At 63.8% G+C, this 22,815-nt stretch carries 22 protein-coding genes; 15 read left to right on the top strand and 7 right to left on the bottom strand.

The features are described from left to right. Nucleotides 1–42: 42 nt before the first annotated feature. The 6 genes from hemA (at nucleotide 43) to NCR34_RS12305 (ending at nucleotide 5,253) form a co-directional block, all read left to right on the top strand. A complete protein-coding gene (hemA, locus tag NCR34_RS12280; RefSeq protein WP_248320579.1) occupies nucleotides 43–1,341 on the top strand; it encodes a glutamyl-tRNA reductase in 1,299 nt (432 codons plus the stop codon). 99 nt (nucleotides 1,342–1,440) lie between these two features. After that, the gene (gene prfA, locus NCR34_RS12285) at nucleotides 1,441–2,523 is read left to right on the top strand and encodes a peptide chain release factor 1 (protein ID WP_206467097.1); all 1,083 of its coding nucleotides are present in this window, start codon (nucleotides 1,441–1,443) and stop codon (nucleotides 2,521–2,523) included. Beyond that, entirely contained in the window at nucleotides 2,520–3,356 is an 837-nt protein-coding gene (prmC, locus tag NCR34_RS12290) for a peptide chain release factor N(5)-glutamine methyltransferase (RefSeq protein ID WP_248320580.1), read from the top strand. The genes prfA and prmC overlap by 4 nt, the downstream gene beginning before the upstream one ends. Nucleotides 3,357–3,443: 87 nt before the next feature. Continuing rightward, nucleotides 3,444–3,755 carry a Grx4 family monothiol glutaredoxin gene (gene grxD, locus NCR34_RS12295; protein ID WP_175946598.1) on the top strand — a complete coding sequence of 104 codons (312 nt, stop codon included), beginning with the start codon at nucleotides 3,444–3,446 and terminating at the stop codon, nucleotides 3,753–3,755. Nucleotides 3,756–3,768: 13 nt separating this feature from the next. Further along, entirely contained in the window at nucleotides 3,769–4,368 is a 600-nt protein-coding gene (locus NCR34_RS12300; protein WP_248320581.1) for a UbiX family flavin prenyltransferase, read from the top strand. A 99-nt stretch (nucleotides 4,369–4,467) separates the two neighbouring features. Continuing rightward, a complete protein-coding gene (locus NCR34_RS12305) occupies nucleotides 4,468–5,253 on the top strand; it encodes a DODA-type extradiol aromatic ring-opening family dioxygenase (RefSeq protein ID WP_248320582.1) in 786 nt (261 codons plus the stop codon). Between the two features lie 66 nt (nucleotides 5,254–5,319). Here the strand turns inward: NCR34_RS12305 and NCR34_RS12310 are convergent, their stop codons facing one another. Further along, on the bottom strand, nucleotides 5,320–6,912 hold the full coding sequence (locus NCR34_RS12310) for an APC family permease (protein ID WP_248320583.1): 1,593 nt from the start codon (nucleotides 6,910–6,912) through the stop codon (nucleotides 5,320–5,322). A 454-nt stretch (nucleotides 6,913–7,366) separates the two neighbouring features. Between NCR34_RS12310 and NCR34_RS12315 the strand changes: the two genes are divergently transcribed. Then, complete coding sequence (locus NCR34_RS12315) at nucleotides 7,367–7,570, top strand: cold-shock protein (RefSeq protein ID WP_007000074.1); 204 nt, start codon at nucleotides 7,367–7,369, stop codon at nucleotides 7,568–7,570. An 87-nt stretch (nucleotides 7,571–7,657) separates the two neighbouring features. Here the strand turns inward: NCR34_RS12315 and NCR34_RS12320 are convergent, their stop codons facing one another. After that, nucleotides 7,658–8,908: an Hsp70 family protein gene (locus NCR34_RS12320; protein WP_248320584.1), complete on the bottom strand. Its 1,251-nt coding sequence runs from the start codon at nucleotides 8,906–8,908 to the stop codon at nucleotides 7,658–7,660. Nucleotides 8,909–9,094: 186 nt separating this feature from the next. Between NCR34_RS12320 and NCR34_RS12325 the strand changes: the two genes are divergently transcribed. Then, nucleotides 9,095–10,582 (top strand): MFS transporter, encoded by a 1,488-nt coding sequence (locus tag NCR34_RS12325; RefSeq protein ID WP_248320585.1) that lies wholly within the window; start codon nucleotides 9,095–9,097, stop codon nucleotides 10,580–10,582. A gap of 247 nt (nucleotides 10,583–10,829) precedes the next feature. On the opposite strand, the gene NCR34_RS12330 is transcribed toward NCR34_RS12325, so the two are convergent. Both NCR34_RS12330 and NCR34_RS12335 read right to left on the bottom strand, forming a co-directional pair. Then, on the bottom strand, nucleotides 10,830–11,426 hold the full coding sequence (locus NCR34_RS12330) for a nitroreductase family protein (RefSeq protein WP_248320586.1): 597 nt from the start codon (nucleotides 11,424–11,426) through the stop codon (nucleotides 10,830–10,832). Nucleotides 11,427–11,499: 73 nt separating this feature from the next. After that, on the bottom strand, nucleotides 11,500–12,783 hold the full coding sequence (locus NCR34_RS12335; protein WP_175946584.1) for an MFS transporter: 1,284 nt from the start codon (nucleotides 12,781–12,783) through the stop codon (nucleotides 11,500–11,502). A 113-nt stretch (nucleotides 12,784–12,896) separates the two neighbouring features. Between NCR34_RS12335 and NCR34_RS12340 the strand changes: the two genes are divergently transcribed. Both NCR34_RS12340 and NCR34_RS12345 read left to right on the top strand, forming a co-directional pair. Next, a complete protein-coding gene (locus NCR34_RS12340) occupies nucleotides 12,897–13,556 on the top strand; it encodes a TetR/AcrR family transcriptional regulator (protein WP_248320587.1) in 660 nt (219 codons plus the stop codon). After that, on the top strand, nucleotides 13,553–14,107 hold the full coding sequence (locus NCR34_RS12345; protein ID WP_248320588.1) for a DUF1415 domain-containing protein: 555 nt from the start codon (nucleotides 13,553–13,555) through the stop codon (nucleotides 14,105–14,107). Before NCR34_RS12340 ends, NCR34_RS12345 begins: the two co-directional genes overlap by 4 nt. Here NCR34_RS12345 and NCR34_RS12350 read toward each other — a convergent pair whose 3' ends face one another. After that, complete coding sequence (locus tag NCR34_RS12350) at nucleotides 14,108–14,977, bottom strand: class I SAM-dependent methyltransferase (protein ID WP_248320589.1); 870 nt, start codon at nucleotides 14,975–14,977, stop codon at nucleotides 14,108–14,110. Between the two features lie 385 nt (nucleotides 14,978–15,362). Between NCR34_RS12350 and NCR34_RS12355 the strand changes: the two genes are divergently transcribed. Next, a complete protein-coding gene (locus tag NCR34_RS12355) occupies nucleotides 15,363–15,683 on the top strand; it encodes a hypothetical protein (protein WP_061125643.1) in 321 nt (106 codons plus the stop codon). A gap of 48 nt (nucleotides 15,684–15,731) precedes the next feature. On the opposite strand, the gene NCR34_RS12360 is transcribed toward NCR34_RS12355, so the two are convergent. Beyond that, a complete protein-coding gene (locus tag NCR34_RS12360; protein WP_305854663.1) occupies nucleotides 15,732–16,430 on the bottom strand; it encodes a FadR/GntR family transcriptional regulator in 699 nt (232 codons plus the stop codon). Nucleotides 16,431–16,697: 267 nt separating this feature from the next. Here NCR34_RS12360 and NCR34_RS12365 point away from each other — a divergent pair, with 267 nt between their 5' ends. From NCR34_RS12365 to NCR34_RS12375, 3 genes are all read left to right on the top strand, one after another. Then, entirely contained in the window at nucleotides 16,698–17,828 is a 1,131-nt protein-coding gene (locus NCR34_RS12365; RefSeq protein ID WP_248320590.1) for a mannitol dehydrogenase family protein, read from the top strand. A 123-nt stretch (nucleotides 17,829–17,951) separates the two neighbouring features. Beyond that, a complete protein-coding gene (locus NCR34_RS12370) occupies nucleotides 17,952–19,232 on the top strand; it encodes an MFS transporter (protein ID WP_175946573.1) in 1,281 nt (426 codons plus the stop codon). 8 nt (nucleotides 19,233–19,240) lie between these two features. After that, nucleotides 19,241–20,782, top strand: coding sequence for a UxaA family hydrolase (locus NCR34_RS12375; RefSeq protein WP_248320591.1), 1,542 nt, complete (start codon nucleotides 19,241–19,243; stop codon nucleotides 20,780–20,782). A 190-nt stretch (nucleotides 20,783–20,972) separates the two neighbouring features. On the opposite strand, the gene NCR34_RS12380 is transcribed toward NCR34_RS12375, so the two are convergent. Further along, nucleotides 20,973–22,607, bottom strand: coding sequence for an NAD(P)/FAD-dependent oxidoreductase (locus tag NCR34_RS12380; RefSeq protein WP_248320592.1), 1,635 nt, complete (start codon nucleotides 22,605–22,607; stop codon nucleotides 20,973–20,975). 9 nt (nucleotides 22,608–22,616) lie between these two features. Here NCR34_RS12380 and NCR34_RS12385 point away from each other — a divergent pair. Further along, a partial coding sequence (locus tag NCR34_RS12385) for a hypothetical protein (protein ID WP_250500052.1) occupies nucleotides 22,617–22,815 on the top strand: 199 nt, incomplete at its 3' end.

The raw sequence follows: 22,815 nt of genomic DNA on the forward strand, positions 1-22,815 counted from the left end.
GCTATCTGAAAGGCCAACGGCTTAGGGCCAACGCATAACTACATGCAGCTCCTCACGATCGGAATCAACCACCACACTGCGCCTGTCGCCTTGCGCGAACGCGTGGCGTTTCCGCTCGAACAGCTCAAGCCCGCCCTTTCCGCGCTGAAGGACGTCTGGCTCGGCCCGCTCGCGAAGGCGTCGCCCGAAGCGGCCATTCTGTCCACCTGCAACCGCACCGAACTCTACTGCGCGACGGACGACACCGCCGCGCGCGACGCCGCCATCCAGTGGCTGTCGAAGTATCACAATCTGCCGGTCTCCGAGCTCGCGCCGCACGTCTACGCGCTGCCGCAATCGGAAGCCGTGCGCCACGCCTTTCGCGTCGCGTCCGGGCTGGATTCGATGGTGCTCGGCGAAACGCAGATCGTCGGCCAGATGAAGGACGCCGTGCGCACCGCGTCGGAAGCGGGCGCGCTCGGCACGTATCTGAACCAGCTTTTCCAGCGGACGTTCGCGGTCGCGAAGGAAGTGCGCTCGACGACCGAAATCGGCGCGCAGTCCGTGTCGATGGCCGCTGCCGCCGTGCGTCTCGCCGAGCGCATCTTCGAAGACATCTCGAGCCAGCGCGTGCTGTTCATCGGCGCGGGCGAGATGATCGAGCTTTGCGCGACACACTTCGCCGCGCAGAATCCGCGCGAACTGGTCGTCGCGAACCGCACCGCCGAACGCGGCGAAAAGCTCGCGGAGCGTTTCAACGGCCGCGCGATTCCGCTCTCGGAACTGCCCACGCGCATGCACGAGTTCGACATCATCGTGTCGTGCACGGCGTCCACGCTGCCTATCATCGGTCTCGGCGCGGTCGAGCGCGCGGTGCGCGCGCGGCGGCATCGGCCCATTTTTATGGTCGATCTCGCCGTGCCGCGCGATATCGAGCCGGAAGTCGGCAATCTGCAGGACGTCTTCCTCTATACCGTCGATGACCTCGGCGCCATCGTCCGCGAAGGCAATGCGTCGCGGCAAGCGGCGGTCGCGCAGGCCGAAGCGATCATCGAAACGCGTGTCGCCAATTTCATGCAGTGGCTGGATGCGCGCAGCATCGTGCCGGTCATCCGCCACATGCACACGCAGGCCGACGCGCTGCGCCGCGCCGAAGTCGAACGCGCCCGCAAGATGCTCGCGCGTGGCGACGATCCCGCCGCCGTGCTCGAAGCGCTGTCGCAAGCCCTCACGAACAAGCTCATTCACGGCCCCACGCACGCGCTCAACCGCGCGAGCCGCGAAGAGCGCGACCAGCTCATCGACCTGATGAGCGGCTTCTACCGACACGGCGGCGCCGGCAGCGATTCGTCGGGCCGTTAGCGGCCGTCTCTTTGCTATTCTCAAATGCTCCGCGTCTTAGGCGCGGCGGCTTCTCCGATTGCAGTTTTTCCTGACGCCCGAGCGCGTCATTCCCGCCCGATGAAAACCAGCATGCAAAGCAAGCTCGACCAGCTTGCAAAACGGCAGGTCGATCTCAACGAACTGCTGAGCCGTGAAGACGTGACGTCCGACATGGACCAGTACCGCAAGCTCACGCGTGAGCACGCGGAAATCAGCCCGATCGTCGAGCAGTACGCGCTCTGGCGTCAGGCGCTCACCGACGAAGCCACCGCGCAGGATCTGCTCGCCGACCCTTCGATGCGCGATTTCGCCGAAGAGGAAATCGGCGAGGCTCGCGAGCGCATGGCGAAAATCGAAAGCGATCTGCAGACGATGCTGCTGCCGAAGGATCCGAACGACGAACGCAATATCTTCATCGAAATCCGCGCGGGCACGGGCGGCGACGAATCGGCGCTTTTCGCCGGCGACCTGCTGCGCATGTATCTGCGCTACGCGGAGCGCAACCGCTGGACCGCCGAGACGATGTCGGAAAGCGTTTCCGATCTCGGCGGCTACAAGGAAGTGATCGTGCGGATCGCGGGACAAGGCGCGTATTCGCGGCTCAAGTTCGAATCGGGCGGGCATCGCGTGCAGCGCGTTCCGGCGACCGAAACGCAGGGGCGCATTCACACGTCCGCCTGCACGGTCGCGGTCATGCCCGAAGCCGATGAAATCAGCGAAGTCGTCATCAATCCTGCGGATTTGCGTATCGACACCTTCCGCGCGTCGGGCGCGGGCGGGCAGCACATCAACAAGACGGATTCGGCCGTGCGCGTCACGCACTTGCCGACGGGCATCGTCGTCGAATGTCAGGACGACCGCTCGCAGCACAAGAACAAGGATCGCGCGCTGAAGGTGCTCGCCGCGCGCATCAAGGACAAGCAGTATCACGAGCAGCACGCGAAGGAAGCCGCGACGCGCAAGAGCCTGATCGGTTCGGGCGACCGCTCGGAGCGCATTCGCACGTACAACTTCCCGCAAGGGCGCATGACGGATCACCGCATCAATTTGACGCTCTACAAGCTCGAATACATCATGGACGGCGATCTGGACGAACTGATCGGCGCGCTCGTGTCCGAGCATCAGGCGGAACTGCTCGCGGCGCTCGGGGAAGCGGAGTGACGACCGCGGCGGACTTGCTGCGCGCCTCGCCGCTGCCGGCGCTGGAGACGCGCGTGCTGCTGACGCATGTGCTGGGCTGGCGGCGCACCGAGCTGATTACGCGCGATACGGATACGCTCGATGCTACGGCCGTCGCGCGGTTCGAAGCGCTCGCGGCGCGGCGCGGCGCGGGCGAACCGATCGCACAACTGACCGGCAAGCGCGAGTTCTTCGGACTCGACTTCGACGTGACGCCCGACGTGCTCATTCCGCGCCCGGAAACCGAATTGCTCGTCGAAACGGCGCTCGATGCCATCGCCGGGACGCCGAATGCCCGCGTGCTCGATCTCGGCACCGGAACCGGCGCCATCGCCATCGCGATCGCCCACGCGCGGCCCGATGCGCGCGTCTTTGCCGTGGATCGGTCGCCCGCCGCGCTCGATGTCGCCCGGCGCAACGCCGATCGGCTGCTGGATTCGGCACGCGCGGGCGGCGCGATCACGTTCATCGAAAGCGACTGGACTGCGAGCGTCGATGCATCGGTGCGCTTCGACGCGATCGTCAGTAATCCGCCGTATATCGCATGTGACGACCCGCATCTCGCGCAAGGCGACCTGCGCTTCGAGCCGCGCGGCGCGCTCACCGACGAGGCCGACGGACTTTCGGCGATCCGCGTCATCGTCGAGACAGCGCCTTTGCTGCTCGCGCCCACCGGCGCCCTGTGGATCGAGCACGGCTACGATCAGGCCGAAGCCGTGCGCCAGTTATTGTCCGAACGCGGCTTCACCGCCGTGCGTTCGTTGCGCGATCTCGCGGACATCGAACGAATTAGCGGCGGTCTCGCGCCGGCCTGAGTGAAAGCCCGGCCAGGCGAAATCCGCTATCATTTCAAGACTCATCAGCTTCTTCCGAAACATCCGACATTCACGCGCAGGAACGCCATGGAAACGCAAGAACGCATCAAGCAGATCGTCGATCAACATCCGGTGGTCCTTTTCATGAAAGGCACCGCGCAATTCCCGATGTGCGGCTTCTCGGGCCGCGCCATTCAGGTGCTGAAGGCGTGCGGCGTCGACCAGATCATGACGGTGAACGTCCTCGAAGACGACGCCATCCGCCAGGGCATCAAGGAATTTTCCAACTGGCCGACCATTCCGCAGCTTTACGTGAAGGGCGAGTTCATCGGCGGCTCGGACATCATGATGGAGATGTATCAGTCGGGCGAATTGCAGCAGCTTTTCGCCGCCGCTTAAAGCCGTATCGCAAGTGAGTGCGCCCGCTGCCGCCAAGCGACGGCTGATCGTCGCGATTACCGGAGCAACGGGCGCCATCTACGGCGTGCGTCTGCTCGAGACGCTGCGCCGGCTGGGCGGCGTCGAGACGCATTTGCTCGTGTCGAGCGCGGGCTGGCTCAACGTCCAGCACGAACTCGATCTCGACAAAGCCGCCGTCAACGCGCTCGCGGACGTCGTGCATAGCGTGCGCGATGTCGGCGCGAGCATCGCCTCCGGTTCGTTCGCGACGGACGGCATGATCGTCGCGCCCTGCTCGATGCGCACGCTCGCGAGCATCGCGCACGGTCTCTCCGACAATCTCGTCACCCGCGCCGCCGATGTCGTGCTCAAAGAGCGCCGCCGGCTCGTGCTGCTCGTGCGCGAAACGCCGTTCAATCTCGCGCATCTGCGCAACATGACGGCCGTCACCGAGATGGGCGGCATCGTCTTTCCGCCGCTGCCGGCGTTTTATCACAAGCCCGCGAGCATCGACGAAATGGTCGATTACACCGTGGCGCGCGTCATCGACCTGTTCGGGATGGCGCAGCCGAGCGCGGCCGCGTGGTCGGGCATGGGCGGCGCAAGCGACTGATTGCCAACGGCGCGGACATAATCCGTTGCCTCGGCCGCCGTTTATCTTCCTTGCGGTTGGCTATACATTCGTGGCATCACATCTTCCGAGGCTGCTGCCATGAGCCGACTCCCGACTGTCTTCATCTCCCACGGAGCGCCCACGCTGCCGATCGACCCGGCCATGCCTTCCGCCGAGTTCGCCGCGCTCGCCGCCACGCTGCCGAAGCCTCGCGCGATTCTCGTACTGTCCGCGCATTGGGGCACGGCGCAGCCCGTGGCGAGCGTCGCCGCGCGGCCCGACACCATCCACGATTTCTACGGCTTTCCGCCCGCGCTGTACGAGCTGCGCTATCCAGCGCCCGGCGCGCCGGATGTCGCCGAGCGCGCCGCCGCGTTGCTCGGCGCTCACGGCGTGCCGAGCGCAACGACGGTCCACGGACTCGACCACGGCGCGTGGGTGCCGCTGCTGCTGATGTTTCCGGACGCCGACGTGCCGGTCGCGCAACTCTCCATCCAGCCGCGCCTCGACGCCGCGCATCACTTTCGCGTCGGCCGGGCGCTGCGCGATCTGCGTGATGACGGCGTGATGATCGTCGGTTCCGGGCAGATCACGCACAATCTGCGTATGGCCGATTTCGGCGCGCGGCCGGAAGACGCCGATCCGCGCGTGGTCGAGTTCACCGACTGGTTCGAGTCGCGGCTGAAAGCGCGGGACATCGACGCGCTGCTCGACTATCGCGCCCGCGCGCCGCACGCCGCGCTGATGCATCCGACCGACGAGCATCTGCTGCCCGTGTTCGGCGCGCTCGGCGCGGCGGCGGACGATTACGACTTGCGCATCCAGTCGCTCGGCACCTTCCAGCGCGCGCTGGCGATGACCAACTACGTTTTCGCGGACGCTTGATCCGGCCTAGAAACGACAAAGCCCGCCTGTTCAGGCGGGCTTCGTTTCAATGCGGCGGGTGACGCTTTAGGCGCCGATTTCGTGCAGGATGTCGTCGCGGCTTTCGCGCTCGTCCAGGTAGTCCGAGCGATAACCGGTGTGCACGCCCCAGTAGTAATACAGCAGCGACATGACGGCGACCACGGCCATATCCCAGCCATACGGCAACAGGCCGCTGCCGCCGAACTGCTTGCTGCCGATGAGCGACATCACGGCCATCGACGGCAGATAGCCGATCAGCCACCACGCCGCCTTCAGATCGCGGCCCCAGCCGGCAAAGCCCGTCTTGCCCTGAAAGTAGAAATACACCGGCAAGGCAACGACCATCAGCAGAATGATGTGGCCCGTCAGCGGCCACTTCGCCCAATACAGCACGAGCGACGCGCAGACGAACGCGAACGGCGCGATCACGCCCATCATCGGCAGCTTGAGCGGGCGTTCGAGATCCGGCGCGGAACGGCGCAGCGCCATCAGGCTGATCGGACCGGTGAGATATGAAATGACCGTCGCCACCGAGATGACCGCCGCGAGCGTGCCCCAGCCGCGGAAGAAAAACATGAAGATGAACGCGACGATCAGGTTGAACCACATGGCCGGACGCGGCACGCCGTAGAACGGATGCACGTTGCCGAACATCTTCGGCATCGTGTTGTTGCGCTCCATCGCGTAGATCATGCGCGTGGTCGTCGCCATGTACGTGGTGCCGGTGCCGCTCGGGCTCACGAATGCGTCGATGTACAGCAACACGGCGAGCCAGTTCAGGTTCAGCGCAATCGCCAGTTCCGCGAACGGCGACGCGAAGTGGAAGTGCTTCCAGCCCTGCATCACGTCGCTCGGGTTCACCGCGCCGATGTACGCGATCTGAAGCAGCACGTAGATCACGAGCGCGATCAGAATGGACCCGACCACGGCGAACGGCACGCTGCGCGCGGGATTGCGCGCTTCGCCGGCCAGATTCACCGGGCTCTGGAAACCGTTGAAGCTGAACACGATGCCGCTTGTCGCAACCGCCGTCAGCACGGCAGGCCAGCCGTAGGGCGCAAAGCTCGACGTGGTGCCGAAGTTCTCCGAGTGAAAGCCGGCGAAGATGAGGCCCGCGATGGTCGCGCCGGGAATCAGGAACTTGAAGATGGTGATGGCCGTGTTCGCCCGCGCGAACACCTTCACGCCCCAGTAATTCAGCATGAAGTAGATGATGACGAGCAGCGCGGACAGCGCGAGCCCGCTCGTGGTGAGCGTCTCGTTGACGAAGAGCGCGTGCGCCCAGTCGTACGGCCACGTGCTCATGTACTGAATGGACGCTTCGGCCTCGATGGGAATCACCGAAACGATGGCGATCCAGTTGGCCCACGCCGCGATGAACCCGACGAGCGCGCCATGCGAGTAGCGCGCGTAGCGCACCATGCCGCCCGATTCCGGGAACATGGCGCCCAGTTCGGCGTACGTCAGCGCGATGGCCAGAATGACGACCGCGCCGATCACCCACGCGCAGATGGCGGCCGGCCCGGCGATCTGCGACGCTTTCCACGCCCCGAACAGCCAGCCCGAACCGATGATGGATCCCAGGCCGGTCAGCATCAACGCCAACGGCCCGATATTTCTTTGTATCGAACTCTTCACGATCTTCTCCAATGTCTCGCGTCGCACGCGAGGTCGAACACGGCTAAGCGGCCGCATTCGCCGGGGTGCCGGAATGAAATGCCGGCGACACGGCGACGCTGGTGCAACCCCTCTTGACGAGGCGCGTAGTTTAACGGTTGCACCTTTCGATTGCAGCCGGGTGGCGCAGAATTCAGCATTTCTGCGCGGCGTGGCGGGTTGCTGGCAGTGGAGAAACTCGCGGGCGAACGCGCCCGGATCGTGTCTCAAAAAAATCCCTTCAGACTGGTCGGATATTATTTGACCGCGAAATGGTTTCGCCGTATAAACCTTCTTGCAGGATTTCAAGTGGCGAGTGAAGTGGTTCTTTCGTAGTTCGCCATCACGGTACTCCGGTTGGTCCCATTGCCCCTTCCTTGATTTTCATGCACCCCTGGCTTCGGCCTTAATCATCAAATTTTTTGGAATAAGTAATATGGAAACCGGTACCGTCAAGTGGTTCAATGACGCAAAGGGCTTTGGCTTCATCACCCCGGATGGCGGCGGCGAAGATCTGTTCGCGCACTTCTCGGAAATCCGCATCGAAGGCTTCAAGACGCTTCAGGAAAACCAGAAGGTCAGCTACGAAGTCAAGACCGGCCCGAAGGGCAAGCAAGCTGCAAACATCAAGCCGGTCTAAGACCCGCTCGATCGAAAAAAACCCCGCATTCGCGGGGTTTTTGCTTTGGGCCGTGCAAAACATCAGGCGAAATGTAACGGTTGAGCGTCAGCCGAACACGCGCTGCGCGTAAATGCCCAGACCGGTCGCCACGCTCGCCAGCCGATCGCCGAACACCGGCTGCGCGGCCGGGAACGCCGCCGCGAGCGCGTCCGAGAGAAAGCGCAAGCCGGTCGTGCCCCCGGTGAAATAGACCGCGCCGACATCCGCGGCGGCGACGCCCGCGCGCTTCACCGTCTCCAGCGCCGCTTCCACGATGCGCCGCGTTTCGTCTTTTCCCGCCTCGATCAACTGCTGCTCGTCGAACGGCACGCGCAGCGCCTCCTCGATTTCCTCCATGTCGATCTCGGTCGCGCCGCCCGCCGACACGTCGATCTTCGCTTCTTCGGCGTGCGCGGTGAGCGCGTGCCCCAGCCGGCGATCGACCACGCGCATCAGCCGGTCGTGATGACGCGGATCGACGTACAGATGGCGCATCAGCTGCAATTCGCCGACGCGCTTCGGCGTGTAGACGGTGTTGATGAGATGCCACGTCGCGAGGTCGAAGTAGACGCGGTTCGGCACTTCGCGGCCCTGCGGATCGAGCGCCTGATAGCCGAGCTGCCGGAGAATCGTCGCGAGTTCGACGCGACGGTCGAAATCCGTGCCGGCCACGTGAACGCCGTGATGCGCGAGCACATCGCTCTTGCGATCCAGATGACGCGCCCGCTCCGGCCCCACGCGCACCAGCGAAAAGTCCGACGTGCCGCCGCCGATGTCCGCGACGAGCACGAGTCCTTCTTGCGTGAGACGCGCCTCATAGTCGAAGGCCGCGGCAATCGGTTCGAACTGAAAGTGGATCTCGCGGAAACCGACCGCGTGCGCGCACGCTTCGAGTTGCTGCTGCGCCATGCGGTCGGCGCGCGGGTCGTCGTCGACGAAAAATACCGGCCGGCCCAGCACGGCGCGGGTCAGCGGCTCGGGCGCCACCGCCTGCGCCTTCTGCTTGAGGTGCTGGAGGAACAGCGTGATGACGTCGGTGTATTTGATCGCCGAGCCGTCGCCGAGATCGGTGACGTTGTCCCCGAGCGGCGAGCCGAGGATGCTCTTCATCGAGCGCATCAGACGGCCGTCGAAGCCGTCGATGTACGCCTCCAGCGCCGCTCGGCCGTACGACTGCTCGTTTTCGTCGGTGTTGAAGAAGACGGCGGTCGGCAGCGTGGTCGCGTCGCCCTCGACGGGCGCGAGCCGCATGCGCAGGCCATCGGGCAGGGCGACGGCAGAGTTCGACGTGCCAAAATCGATCGCGCAATAGGTCATGGGATTCGCGGCGGCGTTACGAGGCAACGCCGCGTATCAAAAAAACTTGGACGGGGTTTGTACCACGGCGACGCGAGGATCATCAATCTCTCGTGGGCTAAATTTAGCCTGCTCGGTTAGCCCGAGAAAAGCGGAATGGAGCTTGCTCCGGCCTTTTCGTCGCTCAACCGCCGACGGCCGGACGTCATGAACGAAACCACCGCACCCGAAGACACCCGTTCGACAGCCGGCTCAGGCGAGCGATCCGGCATCATCGAAACCGATTTGCCCGGTCGGCTCGACCGTCTGCCGTGGGGACGCTTTCATACGCTCATCGTCTTCGCGCTCGGCATTACGTGGCTGCTGGATGGGCTCGAAGTGACGCTCGCCGGCGCGGTCGCGAGCGCGCTAAAAACCAGTCCGGTGTTGCGCTTCTCGAACGCGGACGTCGGCTTCGGCGGCAGCGCGTATATCGCAGGCGCCGTGGTGGGCGCGCTCGGATTCGGCTGGCTCACGGACCGGCTCGGACGGCGCAAGCTGTTCTTCATCACGCTGTTTCTCTACGTGGCCGCCACCGCCGCGACCGCGTTTTCGTGGAATCTCGCTTCGTTCGTGCTCTTTCGTTTCCTGACGGGCGCGGGCATCGGCGGGGAATACACGGCCATCAATTCGACGATTCAGGAGTTCACGCCCGCCCGGCTGCGCGGCTGGACCGACCTTGCGATCAACGGCACGTTCTGGGTCGGCGCGGGCATCGGCGCGGCGGGGTCGCTGGTGCTGCTCGATCCGGGCGTGCTGCCGCCCGATTGGGGCTGGCGCGGGTGCTTTCTGATCGGCGCGGCGCTCGGGCTCACGATTCTGTTCATGCGGATGTGGGTGCCGGAGAGCCCGCGCTGGCTCATCACGCACAACCGCGAAGACGAAGCGCGGCAGGTGGTCGAGGACATCGAAGCGCATTTCCGCGAGCACGGCGTGACCGTGCCCGACACGCCCGTCAAGCCGCTGCGGCTGCACGCCCGCGAACACACGCCGCTGCGCGAAGTCGCCGATACGCTTTTCAAGGTGCATCGGCGGCGCTCGCTCGTCGGGCTGATGCTGATGACCGCGCAGGCGTTTTTCTACAACGCGATCTTTTTCACCTACGCGCTGGTGCTGACGGACTTCTATCACGTACCGGGCGATCACATCGGCTGGTACGTGCTGCCGTTCGCCGCCGGCAATTTTCTGGGGCCCGTGCTGCTCGGCAAGCTGTTCGACGTGCTCGGCCGCCGCCGGATGATCGCGTTCACGTACGCGACCTCGGGCGTGCTGCTGACGATCAGCGGGTGGATGTTCACGCAAGGCATGCTCACCGTCACCACGCAGACCGTCGCGTGGATGATCATTTTCTTCTTCGCGTCGGCGGCGGCGAGTTCGGCGTATCTGACGGTGAGCGAGACGTTCCCGCTCGAAATCCGCGCGCTCGCGATCGCCGTGTTTTATGCGTTCGGGACCGCGCTCGGCGGAATCATCGGACCGGCGCTTTTCGGGCATTTGATCGACACGCACGAGCGCAGCGCGGTGTTCATCGGCTATCTGATCGGCTCGGCGCTGATGGTCGCGGCGGCGGTGGTCGCGGGCATCTGGGGCGTCGCGGCGGAACGGAAGTCGCTCGAGGACGTGGCTCGGCCGCTGTCGGCTGCGAATGATCATTGAGTTTTCGCTGCAGTCGGACGCTTGTTTGGTGCGCTTGCGGAAGCTGTCTCGCGCAGCGTTTCGTCCAGGAGACTCGCATCGCCGTGATGCCCGACGATCACTGACTCCGCATTCTCGGCCGGACGCCTTGCCACACGCGCCGCAGAGTCGGCGGGCGCGCGCGGCGGTTTCGCCTTCGCAATAGGATTTCGCCAATCGAACCGGCGTCCCCGCGACGCCCGACGCTCACCGGCGCCCACACCCTCGCTCAACCAAACGCCTTCCCCCACGCGCCCTCGAACGCCGTTTCGCCCAACGGCCGACGCGAGCGCGGCGCGGTTTCCCTCTCTCGCAGGGTCTCGTCCAGCAGACTCGCGTCGCCGTGATGCCCGACCGAAATCATCGCGATCAACTGGACATCGTCAGGCACGGAGAACGCAGCGCGGAAGGCGTCGCGATCGAAGCCGCCCATCTGATGCGCCGCGAGGTCCAGCGCGTGCGCCTGAAGCACGAGCGCCATCGCCGCCGCGCCGGTGTCGTAGGCGGCTGCCTGATTCGGCTCGCCCTTCGGCGTCAGCGTGGACGCCGCCACGCAGATCAGCAACGGCACGTTCGCGTTCCACTTCTGGTTGAACGGCACGAGCGTCTCGAACGCCCGCTGAAACACCGCCTCGTCGCGATGACGATCGAACACGAGGAATCGCCACGGCTGCAAATTACTCGACGACGGCGCCCAGCGGGCCGCTTCCAGCAACCGATGCAACTGCGCGCGGTCGACCGGCTCGTTCGAATACGCGCGCGGGCTCCAGCGGCCGGCCAGCAGATCGTGGATGTCGATGTCGGTCGGAGCGGGCTTTGCACTCATGGCGTGACTCCTTGTCAGTGAGAAAGAGCAAGCATAAACAAGGACGCCGCAGCACGCAGACACCGCTCTCGCGTCAAGTCGCGGCCACGCCGGCAGCACGCCGCGCCCGGTTGATGCGCAGCACCGCCACCGCCGCGACGAGGCAAAGTCCGCCGGAGATCATCGTCGCGACGGTGTAGCTGCCGAGGCTCGAGCGCAGCATGCCGCCGCCGAGCGCCGCGAACGCCGCGCCGAGCTGGTGCCCCGCGACGATCCAGCCGAACACGATCGGCGCGGATTCCTTGCCGTACACGTCGGTGGCGAGACGCACGGTCGGCGGAACGGTGGCAATCCAGTCGAGGCCGTAAAACACCGCGAAGACCGGCAAGCCGAAAAAGTCGATGCCGAACGCATACGGCAAATACATCAGCGACAGCCCGCGCAGCCCGTAGTACCAGAAGAGCAGCACGCGCGCGTTGAAGCGGTCGGAAAGCCAGCCCGAAAGCGTGGTGCCGAAGAGATCGAAGATGCCCATCGCGGCGAGCAGCGTCGCGCCCTGCACCTGCGTCATGCCGTAATCCGCGCACATGGCGATCAGATGCGTGCCAACATAGCCGTTCGTGCTCGCGCCGCAGACGAAGAAGCTGAAAAAGAGCAGCCAGAAATCCCGCGTCCGGCTTGCCGACGACAGCGCGCCGAACGCCACCTTGATCGGATTCTTATGCGCCGCAGCGGCGGCGGGCGGCGTGCCGGCGGCCTCTCCGACGGGCCGCAGCGCGACATCGGCCGGACGCTCGGGGAGCAGCCACGCGACGAGCGGCAGCACCACGGCCGCGGCAGCAGCGACCACGAACACGACCGGCCGCCAGCCGTGGTGTTCGGAAATCGACGCGAGGAACGGCAGGAACACGAGCTGACCGGTGGCCGAACTGGCGGTGAGAATGCCCATCGCGAGGCCGCGATGCGTCGTGAACCAGCGATTCACGACCGTCGCCGAAAGCGTCAGGGCGGCGACGCCCGTCGCACCGCCGACCACCACGCCCCAGACCAGCACCATTTGCCACGGCGCGGTCATCATCGAAGACGCGCCGACGCCCGCCGCGAGCGTCGCCAGCGCGGCGAGCAAGGTCGGACGCACGCCGAAACGCTGCATCGCGGCGGCGGCGAACGGTCCGGTCAAGCCGTACAGCGCCAGATTGATGGAAATCGCGAGTGAAATCGTGCCGCGTGACCAGCCGAGTTGCTTTTCGAGCGGCAGCATCATCACGCTCGGCGTGGCGCGCGTGCCGGCTGCGGCCAGCAGCACCAGAAACACGACGCCCACCGTCACCCATCCGTAGTGCATGCGGCCGTCAAGCCGTTTCGCTACCCAATTCATCGCCGCTCCGCTCGGTTGATTGTTCTTCGTTACTGATCAGTCACATTGGAGTTGCGAGCTTAGTTACTGATCGGTAACATGTCAAGACCAATCCAGTTTTCGAGGATCCGACTTTGACACGATCACCCGCCGCCCCGGCGAAAACCCCTGCCCGCCGTCAGGTTCGTACCGACGGCGCAACCGCGCAGGAGCAACTGCTCGACGCGGCGCAGGCACTTTTTTATCGCGAAGGCATTCGGGCGGTCGGCGTCGATGCCGTCGTGGAGCGGGCCGGCGTCAACAAGATGAGTCTGTATCGGCGGTTCGCGTCGAAGGACGAACTCGTCGTCGCGTATCTGGAGCGCATGGACGACCGCTTCCGGCAACGGCTAGAAGCGAGCTTCGACAAGCATCCGGGCGATCCGGCGAAACAACTGGTGCAGGCGTTCGACGATTTGGTCGAGCGCGCGTCCGCGCCGGACTATCGCGGCTGCCCGTTCGTGAACGTGTCGTGCGAGTTCGGCGACCCAGCGCATCCGGCGCGGCAACTGGTCGAGCGAAACAAACGCTATGTGATGACGCGCTTCATCGAAAAATGTCAGGCAGCCGGCGCGGAACAGCCGGTGGAACTGGCAGAATCGCTGGCGCTGCTTCTGGATGGCGTGTACGCAACCAGTCAGACTTATGGTCCCGGCTCGGGGCCGCTGCGCGCGGCGTCGCGCGTGGCGCGCGCGTTAGTCGATGCAGCATGCGAGAAGCGCAATCACCGGCAAGGAAATCAGGAAAGCTCATGAAGCACCGAAGCACCCGCGAAGATGTCATCGCGGCCACCGAGCACTGGCTCACACGAGCGGTCATCGGCCTCAATTTGTGCCCGTTCGCCAAGAGCGTGCACGTGAAGGGACAGATTCGTTATGTGGTGAGCGAAGCGCGAACCGTGGAAGACGTGGTCGTCGAACTCGCGGACGAATTGCGCCTGTTGCACGAGAGCGATCCGAACGCCATCGACACGACGCTTTTCATCACGCCCGACGCCTTCGCCGACTTCACCGATTACAACGACGCGCTCTTTTTTGCCGAACGTCTGCTCGGCGAACTCAAGCTGGCGGGCGAGTTGCAGATTGCGAGCTTTCATCCGCAGTATCAGTTCGATGGCACCGAGCCGGACGATATCGACAACTATACGAATCGCGCCCCGTTTCCCATCTTCCATCTGTTGCGCGAAGCGAGCATCGATCGCGCGGTCGCCGCGTTCCCGGACGCCTCCGACATCTACGAGCGCAACATCGAAACACTGCGCCGCCTCGGGCACGACGGCTTCAAGGCGTGGATGAACAAACGGTAACTACTGCGTAAAGAAACGCTCGCGAAGCTCGTCGAGCCCGAGCGTTTCGAGCACATCCGAAAGCCGCTGCGCCGGACGGCCGCGCGGCAAGTCCTTGAACTGCGCAATGATCAGTTCGTTTTTCATCGAATGTTCCCAGCCCACGAGCTCGGTCACGCTGACCTGATAACCGTGCGATTCGAGTTGCAGGCAACGCAGCACATTGGTGATCTGGCTCCCGAATTCGCGCGTGTGCAGCGGATGCCGCCACATTTCGGTCAGCACATTCTTCGACAGCGCGTGTCCCTTGTTCTTGCGCAACACCGACGCGACTTCCGCCTGACAGCACGGCACGACCACGATGTACTTCGCCTTCTTCTGCAGAGCGAAATGGATGGCGTCGTCCGTTGCGGTATTACATGCATGCAATGCGGTGACGATATCGACCGAGTCCGGCAATTGCTGCGAATGAATCGATTCGGCCACCGACAGATTCAGAAACGACATGCGATCGAAGCCGAGCCGTTCTGCCAATTCTTCCGACTTTTTTACCAGCTCCTCGCGCGTCTCTATGCCATAGATGTGTGACCGATCGCGCAGAGTCTTGAAGAAGAGATCGTAGAGAATGAAGCCCAGGTAAGACTTCCCTGCTCCGTGATCGACAAGCGACACGGATCCTTGCCGCTGATGCACATCGGCCAGAAGCGGTTCGATGAACTGAAACAAGTGATAGACCTGCTTCAGTTTGCGACGGCTGTCCTGATTCATCTTGCCGTCGCGCGTGAGGATATGCAGTTCCTTCAGCAGCTCGATGGACTGTCCTGGGCGGATTTCGTGCTTGGTTTGCAAATCGGACGCGCCGGGCGACGCGGCAGTGGACTTCTTGGCCATCGTAATCAGTGACTGGAGTGTGAAAAGCGGAGCATGTTCGCGCTGAATGTGCGCTAACCGCTGGTTCTGCCGTCTCAAAAGAGGAAGTTTACCCAAAAGCGCAAAGACGCTCTTGTTCCGCCTGACGGTTGGAGGGCAAACGCGGCCCGAAGAGGCCCGTGGAACGGATCGTGCATCGTCTGACAATGAGGCCATTGATACAGACAGCACACGATGCGACCCGGAAGATCGCACGACGATGCAACAAGGCAGGAGCAACAAGCTGGGTAGCAAAGCCGCGTTTCGCAACGCTTACGTTGTCGCCGCGTGTGGCTCTGTTACGTAACACCTAACGCACAGCGCGGCGAATGCGACTCGCCGGCGCCATGATCAAGAGAGGACGGCGATGGATGCGATCCCGGACAAGAAAGCAGAGAAGCAGTTTCAGGAGATGCTTGCGGCACTGACCGCGATGCCGGCGTGGAGCGAAAAGCAGCAGCTCGAACTGGAAATGGCACGAGAGATTTCCGTGGAGATGCTGCGCCTTGCAGAATCGATGCGCGACGGCTCCACCGATATCGAAACGTGCCTGACCATGCTCAAGTACGCCAAGGTGATGGATTTCGTGCTGACGACGCTCGCGTCGCGCCGGGACATCGCCCCGCAGACGCTGCGCGTGATCTTCAAGCTAGCCGGCTTGAAGGTCGATGAAGCCTACCCGGGCTGACGCGCCGCTGCGCCCCGAGCCGGCCCGCCCTTCGAGGACGCGCCGGCTTCACGCCTTGCGTTTTGTCATGAGCCGCGCCGCGGAATTGCGCATGTGCCGCTGCATCGCGGCCTGAGCCTGAACCGCGTCGCGCGCCTCGAGCGCCTCAAGGATGTCGCGATGTTCCGTCAGCGCGGCCGCCCACGTTTCTTCTCCCTCGAAATGCCCCCGAAGCGTCGATGACAGCGGGCTATGCCGCTCGTCGTAGAGCGCGCCGACGGTCCGCACGAGCACGTCGTTGCCGGACATCTGCGCGATCGCGACATGAAACGCGCGATCCGCGCTCATTGGGATGAGGCCGTTCTCCACTTCGCGCGCCATCGTTTCGTACACCGTACGCAGCGCCTTCAGCGCCTTGGGCCGCGCGAACGGCGCGACGCTCGCGGCAATCGCGCCTTCTATCACGCTGCGCGCATTCATGATCTCGATGGGACTCTCGCCGAGCTCGGCTTCGGCGCGCGGCGGCTTCGCAGCCGGCGTCGCGCAGGTATAGACGCCCGAACCCATGCGGATTTCGACGCGCCCTTCCAGTTCGAGCGCAACCAGCGCCTCGCGCACGGACGGCCGCGACACGCCGAGCGTCTGCGCCAGTTCGCGCTCGGACGGCAGTCGGCCGTTAGGCGCGAAGTCCTTCTGTTCGATCAACCCGCGCAGCTTGTCGGCGATCTGCAAATAAAGACGCCGCGTCTCCGGTGGTTTCACACTCACGTGCTGACTCCTGAAAGCTCGGGGAAAACGTGGATTGTAATCAGGCGAGGCGCTGAAGCACCGTAGGCGGGCGGTTCACCGAACATTCGCTGCTTACAAGTGGCTTGACCAATCACGATTCAAGCCACTAGTATGCGATCTGGTAAGGCCACGTGGCCACCTTTTTTTCGATCCCGCTGGAACCGTTTCCAGACGGACACGACCGAGCCCAATGCGTCATCCGTCGCGGGCACGGCGAATGCACCGCACGACGCGAGCGACGCAATCATGAGCAATCCGATTCTTCAGTTCGGCACGAGCCGCTTTCTGCAAGCGCACGTGGATTTCTTCGTCGCCGAAGCGGCGCGGCGCGATCCGTCGAAGGCGCTCGGCAAGATCACGGTCGTGCAGACGACGTCGAGCGCGGATAGCCGCGCCCGCACCGATGCGCTGCGCGCGACGGGACGCTATCCGGTACGCATTCGCGGACGTCGCGGCGACGAGACTGTGGACGTCACCATCGAGAGCGATTCGATCACCGAGGCGCTGCACGCAAACGAAGACTGGCCGCTGCTTCTGCAACGCATCGAGCGCGACGTGAAAGTCATCGTCTCGAATACCGCCGATGCCGGCTACGCACTTTTCGATGAAGACACCGCCGACCTGCTTGACGGCCGCCGCACGCCGCGCGGCTTCGCCGCGAAGCTCGCGGTGCTGCTGCATGCGCGCTTCCGCGCGGGCGCCGAGCCGATCACCCTGCTGCCGTGCGAACTCGTTTCCCGCAATGGCGACACGCTGCGCGACCTCGTGTGCGGCGTCGCGCGCGGGTGGAGCCTGGACGACGCTTTCATCCGCTATCTGACGAACGACTGCATCTGGGTCAACTCGCTGGTGGACCGTATCGTGTCGGAGCCGATCGTTCCGGTTGGCGCGATTGCCGAGCCTTACGCGCTGTGGGCCATCGAGCGGCAGCCGCGCATGGTCCTTCCGTGCGAGCACGAAGATATCGTGGTGACCGACGATCTTGCGCACTACGAACGGCTCAAATTGCTGCTGCTCAACCTCGGCCACACCATGCTTGCTGAAATCTGGCGTACGCGCGACGGCGCGCCGAACATGACCGTGCTCGACGCCATGCGCGACCCGGCGTACCGCGATCCGCTAGAGACAGTTTGGCGCGACGAAGTGTTACCGGTGTTCAACGCGCTCGGCCAGCACGACGTGGCGACGGAATATCTCGCGAGCGTGCGCGACCGGTTCGAGAACCCGTTTCTCGTGCATCGGCTCGCGGACATCGCCCGGAATCATGAAGAGAAGAAGGCCCGGCGCTTTCAGCCGGTCATCGAGCTCGCTCGCGAGCTCAAGCTCGATGTCGAGCAAAAACGACTGCGCGAGGCCTTGGAAACGACGACACACTGATCTACCACGCCAGTCCGCCGCAGAAGCGGACAGCGCCATGAATTTCATAAACACGGCCCGCCGCACGGCATAAGGCGGACCGGCCGACACGAACGTAGTGCCGCTTCCAGCAGGAGACAACAAATGCGCAAGATGCGTTGGGTAGTGATTTTTCTGGCCTTTCTGGCCATCGCCATCAATTACATCGACCGGGCCAATCTCGCGGTCGCAGCGCCTCAGATCGAGAAGGCGCTCGGCATCGGGCCCGCGGAGATGGGCTTCATCCTGAGCGGCTTCTTCTGGACTTACGCGCTCATGCAGATGCCGTTCGGCTGGTTCGTCGATCGCGTCGGCGCGCGCATCGCGCTCCCGCTGGCGGTCGGCTGGTGGTCGGTGTTCACGGCGCTGACCGCGGTGACCACGAGCGTCGCCGGCATGTTCGGCTGCCGGCTCATGCTCGGCATCGGCGAAGCGGGCGCGTATCCGTCGTGCGCGAAACTCGTGTCGCAATGGTTCACGAAAGAGCAGCGCGCCTTCGCGACCAGCATCTTCGATAGCGGCTCGCGCGTCGGCTCGGCGCTGTCGATTCCTGTCGTCGCGCTCATCATCAGTTCGTTCGGCTGGGAAGCGTCGTTCGTGATCACCGGCCTGCTCGGCTTCGTGTGGATTGTCGGCTGGTTCGCGATCTACCGGAACAAGTCGAAGGGCGACCTCACCGGCGAGGTCGATGTGCCGCCGCAACCGGTTGCCCCGAAGAACAAAGTGTCGTGGGCCTCGCTTTTCAAGTACCGCACGCTGTGGGGCATGATGCTCGGCTTCTTCTGCCTGAACTTCGTGATCTACTTCTTCATCACGTGGTTCCCGAGCTATCTCGTTCAGGCGCACGGCTTCTCGCTGAAATCGCTCGGCACGCTCGGCACGATTCCCGCGCTGATGTCGATTCCGGGCGGCTGGCTCGGCGGCTTCGTCTCCGACTCGCTGTTCAAGCGCGGCTGGAGCCTGACCGCTGCTCGCAAGACCTGCATGGTCGGCGGCATGCTGCTCTCGTCGGTCATCACGCTGTCGGCGTTCACGTCGAACATCTATCTGATGCTTGCGTTCTTCGGCATTGCTTACGCGAGCCTCGCGTTCGCCGCGGCCAGCATCTGGTCGCTTCCGAGCGACGTCGCGCCGACGCCGGACCACGTTGCGTCGATCGGCGGCATTCAGAACTTCGCGTCGAATCTGGCGGGCATCGTCATCACGACGTTCACCGGCGTGATGCTTTCCATCACCAAGGGCTCCTTCGTTATTCCGTTGTGCGTCGCGGGCGGCTTTTGCTTCCTTGGCGCGTTCAGCTATCTTGTGATCGTCGGCAAGATCGAGCCGCTCGATGAAGCGGACAAACGCGCCGTCGCCGACAAGCGCGCACCCTCCACCATCTAAGAAAGATCATGTCCACCGTATCCAACGACCATGCGGTCATCCGGCTGCATCCGAAAGACGACGTCGTGATCGCGACACGTCAATTGCTCTCCGGCGCGCGCATTGCGTCGGAGGATCTCGTCGTCACCGGGCTGATTCCGCCGGGCCACAAGATCGCCACCCGCGCGATCGCGGCGGGCGAGCCCGTCAAACGCTACAACCAGATCATCGGCGTGGCGAAAGAGGCGATTGCGCGCGGCCAGCACGTGCACACGCACAATCTCTCGATGGCCGATTTCGCGCGCGAACACGAGTTCGGCGTCGACAAGCATCCGACGCCGTTCGTCGACTCGCCGGCCACGTTCATGGGTATTCGCCGCGACGACGGGCGCGTCGCCACGCGCAATTTCGTCGGCGTGCTGACGAGCGTGAACTGCTCGGCGACGGTCGCGCGCGCGATCGCGGACCATTTCCGGCGCGACGTGCATCCGGAAGTGCTGGCGGATTATCCGAACGTCGATGGCGTGATCGCGCTCACGCACGGTCTGGGATGCGGCATTGACATGCAAGGCGAAGGGCTCGGCATTCTGCGCCGGACGCTCGCCGGCTACGCGGTGCATCCGAACTTTCATTCGGTGCTGTTCGTCGGCTTGGGCTGCGAGACGAACCAGATCGGCGGCGTGCTGGAATCGGCCGGATTGAAGGACGGCGAGCGGCTGCGCAGCTTCACCATTCAGGATAGCGGCGGCACGCGGAAAACCATCGAACGCGGCATCGCGATGGTGAAGGAGATGCTCGCGGACGCCAACCGCGTGCAGCGCGAGCCGTTGCCTGCTTCGCATCTGATCGTCGGCTTGCAGTGCGGCGGCTCGGACGGCTATTCCGGCATCTCGGCGAATCCGGCGCTCGGCGCGGCAGTCGACAAGCTCGTTGCGCACGGCGGCACGGCGATTCTTTCCGAAACGCCCGAGGTGTACGGCGCGGAGCACTTGCTGACGCGGCGCGCGGTGAGCCGCGAAGTCGGCGAAAAGCTGCTTGCGCGCATCAAGTGGTGGGAGAGCTACTGCGAGCGCAACGGCGCGGCAATGGACAACAACCCGTCGGCGGGCAACAAGGTCGGCGGGCTGACCACGATTCTCGAAAAGTCGCTCGGCGCTGTCGCCAAGGGCGGCACGACCAATCTTGTCGAGGTGTACGAGTACGCGCAGCGTATCGACGCGAAGGGCTTCGTTTTCATGGATTCGCCCGGCTACGATCCGATGTCCGCGACCGGCCAGGTGGCATCCGGCGCGAACCTGATCTGCTTCACCACGGGCCGCGGTTCGGCTTACGGCTGCGCGCCGTCGCCATCGCTCAAGCTCGCGACCAACACGGCGCTGTGGGAGCGGCAGGAAGACGACATGGATATCAACTGTGGCGGCGTGATCGACGGCACCGCGACGATCGACCAGCTCGGCGACGAGATTTTCCAGATGATGCTGGACTGCGCGTCAGGCGTGCCGTCTAAGAGCGAGCAGCATGGCTACGGGCAGAGTGAATTTGTGCCGTGGCAGGTTGGCGTGGTGACTTGATTTATTGAAGCGCAGGGTAGCTGATGCGGGGCAATCGGCGCCCGCCTGGGCGTCAATGCTCTGAGATCGGGCGCTGATTGCGCTTCCGCCATCGTTCGGCGGAAGCGGTCGGGTTTCGTGAGACCTCATCCGAATGCGTCGGGCGGAACGGCGCATTCGGCGTCAGGATGACGTCCATGCTAACGTTGGCCTATACAGTCGCGGAATGCTCGGCCATCATCTGCAGAGCAACGGCCTCGGCGACTTCAATACCGTCGATCGCCGCCGAGTAGATTCCGCCCGCGTAGCCCGCGCCCTCGCCTGCCGGGTATAAGCCTTCGACATTCACGCTCTGATAGTCACCCCTTCGACGCACGCGCAACGGCGAAGACGTGCGCGTCTCGACGCCGGTCAGCACAGCATCGTGCATGGCGAAGCCGGGGAGCTTCTTGTCGATCTGCGGCAAGGCTTCGCGAATCGCCTCGATGACGTAATCGGGCAAAACCGTGCTCAGATCGGTGGGCTTGACGCCCGGCTTATATGACGGAATCACCGAACCGAGCGACGTCGACGGACGGCCGGCAATGAAGTCGCCGACGAGCTGTGCAGGCGCGCAGTAATCGCCGCCGCCGAGTTCGAAAGCTCGCTCTTCCCACTTTCGCTGAAACGCGATTCCCGCCAAGGGACCGCCGGGATAATCCTCCGGCGTGATGCCGACGACGATGCCCGCGTTTGCATTCCGCTCCGCGCGCGAATACTGGCTCATGCCGTTCGTGACGACACGCCCCGGCTCGGAGGTCGCCGCGACGACCGTACCGCCCGGGCACATGCAAAAGCTGTAGACCGAGCGCCCGTTGCTGCAGTGATGCACCACTTTGTAGTCGGCAGCGCCCAGGCGCTCATGCCCGGCGAACTTGCCGAAGCGACTACGATCGATGACGCCCTGCGGATGCTCGATGCGAAACCCTAGCGAAAACGGCTTGGCTTCCATGAAAACGCCGCGTTTGTGCAGCATCTCGAAGGTATCGCGCGCGCTATGGCCGACGGCCAGCACGACATGGTCACAGCGAAGCGTTTCACCGGTCGACAGGCGCAGGCCGCGCACCTTGCCGTTATCGATGTCGATGTCTTCGACGCGCTGCTGAAAACGCACTTCGCCGCCGAGTTGGTGGATCGTCGCGCGCATCTTCTCGACCATGCTAACGAGTCTAAAAGTGCCGATATGCGGGCGGCTCAGATAGAGAATGTCTTCTGGCGCGCCTGCTTTGACGAACTCGTCGAGAACCTTGCGGCCGTAGTGCTTCGGATCCTTGATCTGGCTATAGAGTTTTCCGTCCGAAAACGTACCGGCACCGCCTTCTCCGAACTGCACGTTGGACTCCGGCTGGAGTTCGTTCCGCCGCCAAAGTCCCCATGTATCCTTCGTTCTTTCACGCACGGCCTTGCCGCGCTCGAGGATGATCGGCCGAAAACCCATTTGCGCGAGAATCAGCCCGGCGAATAGCCCGCAAGGCCCCATGCCGATGACCACCGGTCGCAGCATCGAGGACCGCTCGGGCGCTCGCGTCACGAAGTGGTACGTCATGTCGGGCGTCACGCCGCAGTGGGGATGCGGATGTGCTTTGAGGCGATCGAGCGCGGACGCTTCGTCCGTCACCGTGACATCGATGATGTAGGTCAACTTGATGTCGGCGCGTTTGCGAGCATCATGTGCGCGACGGAAAACATGGAAGTCGATGAGTTCCTCCGCCGCGATTCCAACTTCGCCCAGACGCGCGATGACGGCCGGCCTGATAGCGGAATCAGGATGATCCAGCGGGAGTTTGATTTCGCTTAAACGTAGCATGAGAACTCGATGACAACGACGATGCGGGATACGACGGAGATTTTAGCGCGCCAGCATCGGTTCGCCGCGCGAGCGCCAGAAAACGCAAAAACCCCACCTTTGCGGGGTGGGGTTTTTGTTTGTGGCAAGGAGGAGCCTGACGATTACCTACTTTCACACGGGCAATCCGCACTATCATCGGCGTGGAGTCGTTTCACGGTCCTGTTCG

The sequence above is a fragment of the Caballeronia sp. GAWG1-5s-s genome, from assembly GCF_023631445.1.
In the GTDB taxonomy this organism is placed as follows: Bacteria; Pseudomonadota; Gammaproteobacteria; order Burkholderiales; family Burkholderiaceae; genus Caballeronia.

Excerpts from the sequence above, each read along its gene's own strand:
- NCR34_RS12370 (WP_175946573.1), top strand. The coding sequence starts at position 17,952 with ATGCGCAAGATGCGTTGGGTAGTGATTTTTCTGGCCTTTCTGGCCATC.
- grxD (WP_175946598.1), top strand. The coding sequence starts at position 3,444 with ATGGAAACGCAAGAACGCATCAAGCAGATCGTCGATCAACATCCGGTG.
- NCR34_RS12365 (WP_248320590.1), top strand. The coding sequence starts at position 16,698 with ATGAGCAATCCGATTCTTCAGTTCGGCACGAGCCGCTTTCTGCAAGCG.
- NCR34_RS12305 (WP_248320582.1), top strand. The coding sequence starts at position 4,468 with ATGAGCCGACTCCCGACTGTCTTCATCTCCCACGGAGCGCCCACGCTG.
- NCR34_RS12355 (WP_061125643.1), top strand. The coding sequence starts at position 15,363 with ATGGATGCGATCCCGGACAAGAAAGCAGAGAAGCAGTTTCAGGAGATG.
- NCR34_RS12315 (WP_007000074.1), top strand. The coding sequence starts at position 7,367 with ATGGAAACCGGTACCGTCAAGTGGTTCAATGACGCAAAGGGCTTTGGC.
- NCR34_RS12380 (WP_248320592.1), bottom strand. The coding sequence starts at position 22,607 with ATGCTACGTTTAAGCGAAATCAAACTCCCGCTGGATCATCCTGATTCC.
- NCR34_RS12325 (WP_248320585.1), top strand. The coding sequence starts at position 9,095 with ATGAACGAAACCACCGCACCCGAAGACACCCGTTCGACAGCCGGCTCA.
- NCR34_RS12335 (WP_175946584.1), bottom strand. The coding sequence starts at position 12,783 with ATGAATTGGGTAGCGAAACGGCTTGACGGCCGCATGCACTACGGATGG.
- NCR34_RS12350 (WP_248320589.1), bottom strand. The coding sequence starts at position 14,977 with ATGGCCAAGAAGTCCACTGCCGCGTCGCCCGGCGCGTCCGATTTGCAA.
- NCR34_RS12345 (WP_248320588.1), top strand. The coding sequence starts at position 13,553 with ATGAAGCACCGAAGCACCCGCGAAGATGTCATCGCGGCCACCGAGCAC.
- hemA (WP_248320579.1), top strand. The coding sequence starts at position 43 with ATGCAGCTCCTCACGATCGGAATCAACCACCACACTGCGCCTGTCGCC.
- prfA (WP_206467097.1), top strand. The coding sequence starts at position 1,441 with ATGAAAACCAGCATGCAAAGCAAGCTCGACCAGCTTGCAAAACGGCAG.
- NCR34_RS12375 (WP_248320591.1), top strand. The coding sequence starts at position 19,241 with ATGTCCACCGTATCCAACGACCATGCGGTCATCCGGCTGCATCCGAAA.
- NCR34_RS12330 (WP_248320586.1), bottom strand. The coding sequence starts at position 11,426 with ATGAGTGCAAAGCCCGCTCCGACCGACATCGACATCCACGATCTGCTG.
- NCR34_RS12320 (WP_248320584.1), bottom strand. The coding sequence starts at position 8,908 with ATGACCTATTGCGCGATCGATTTTGGCACGTCGAACTCTGCCGTCGCC.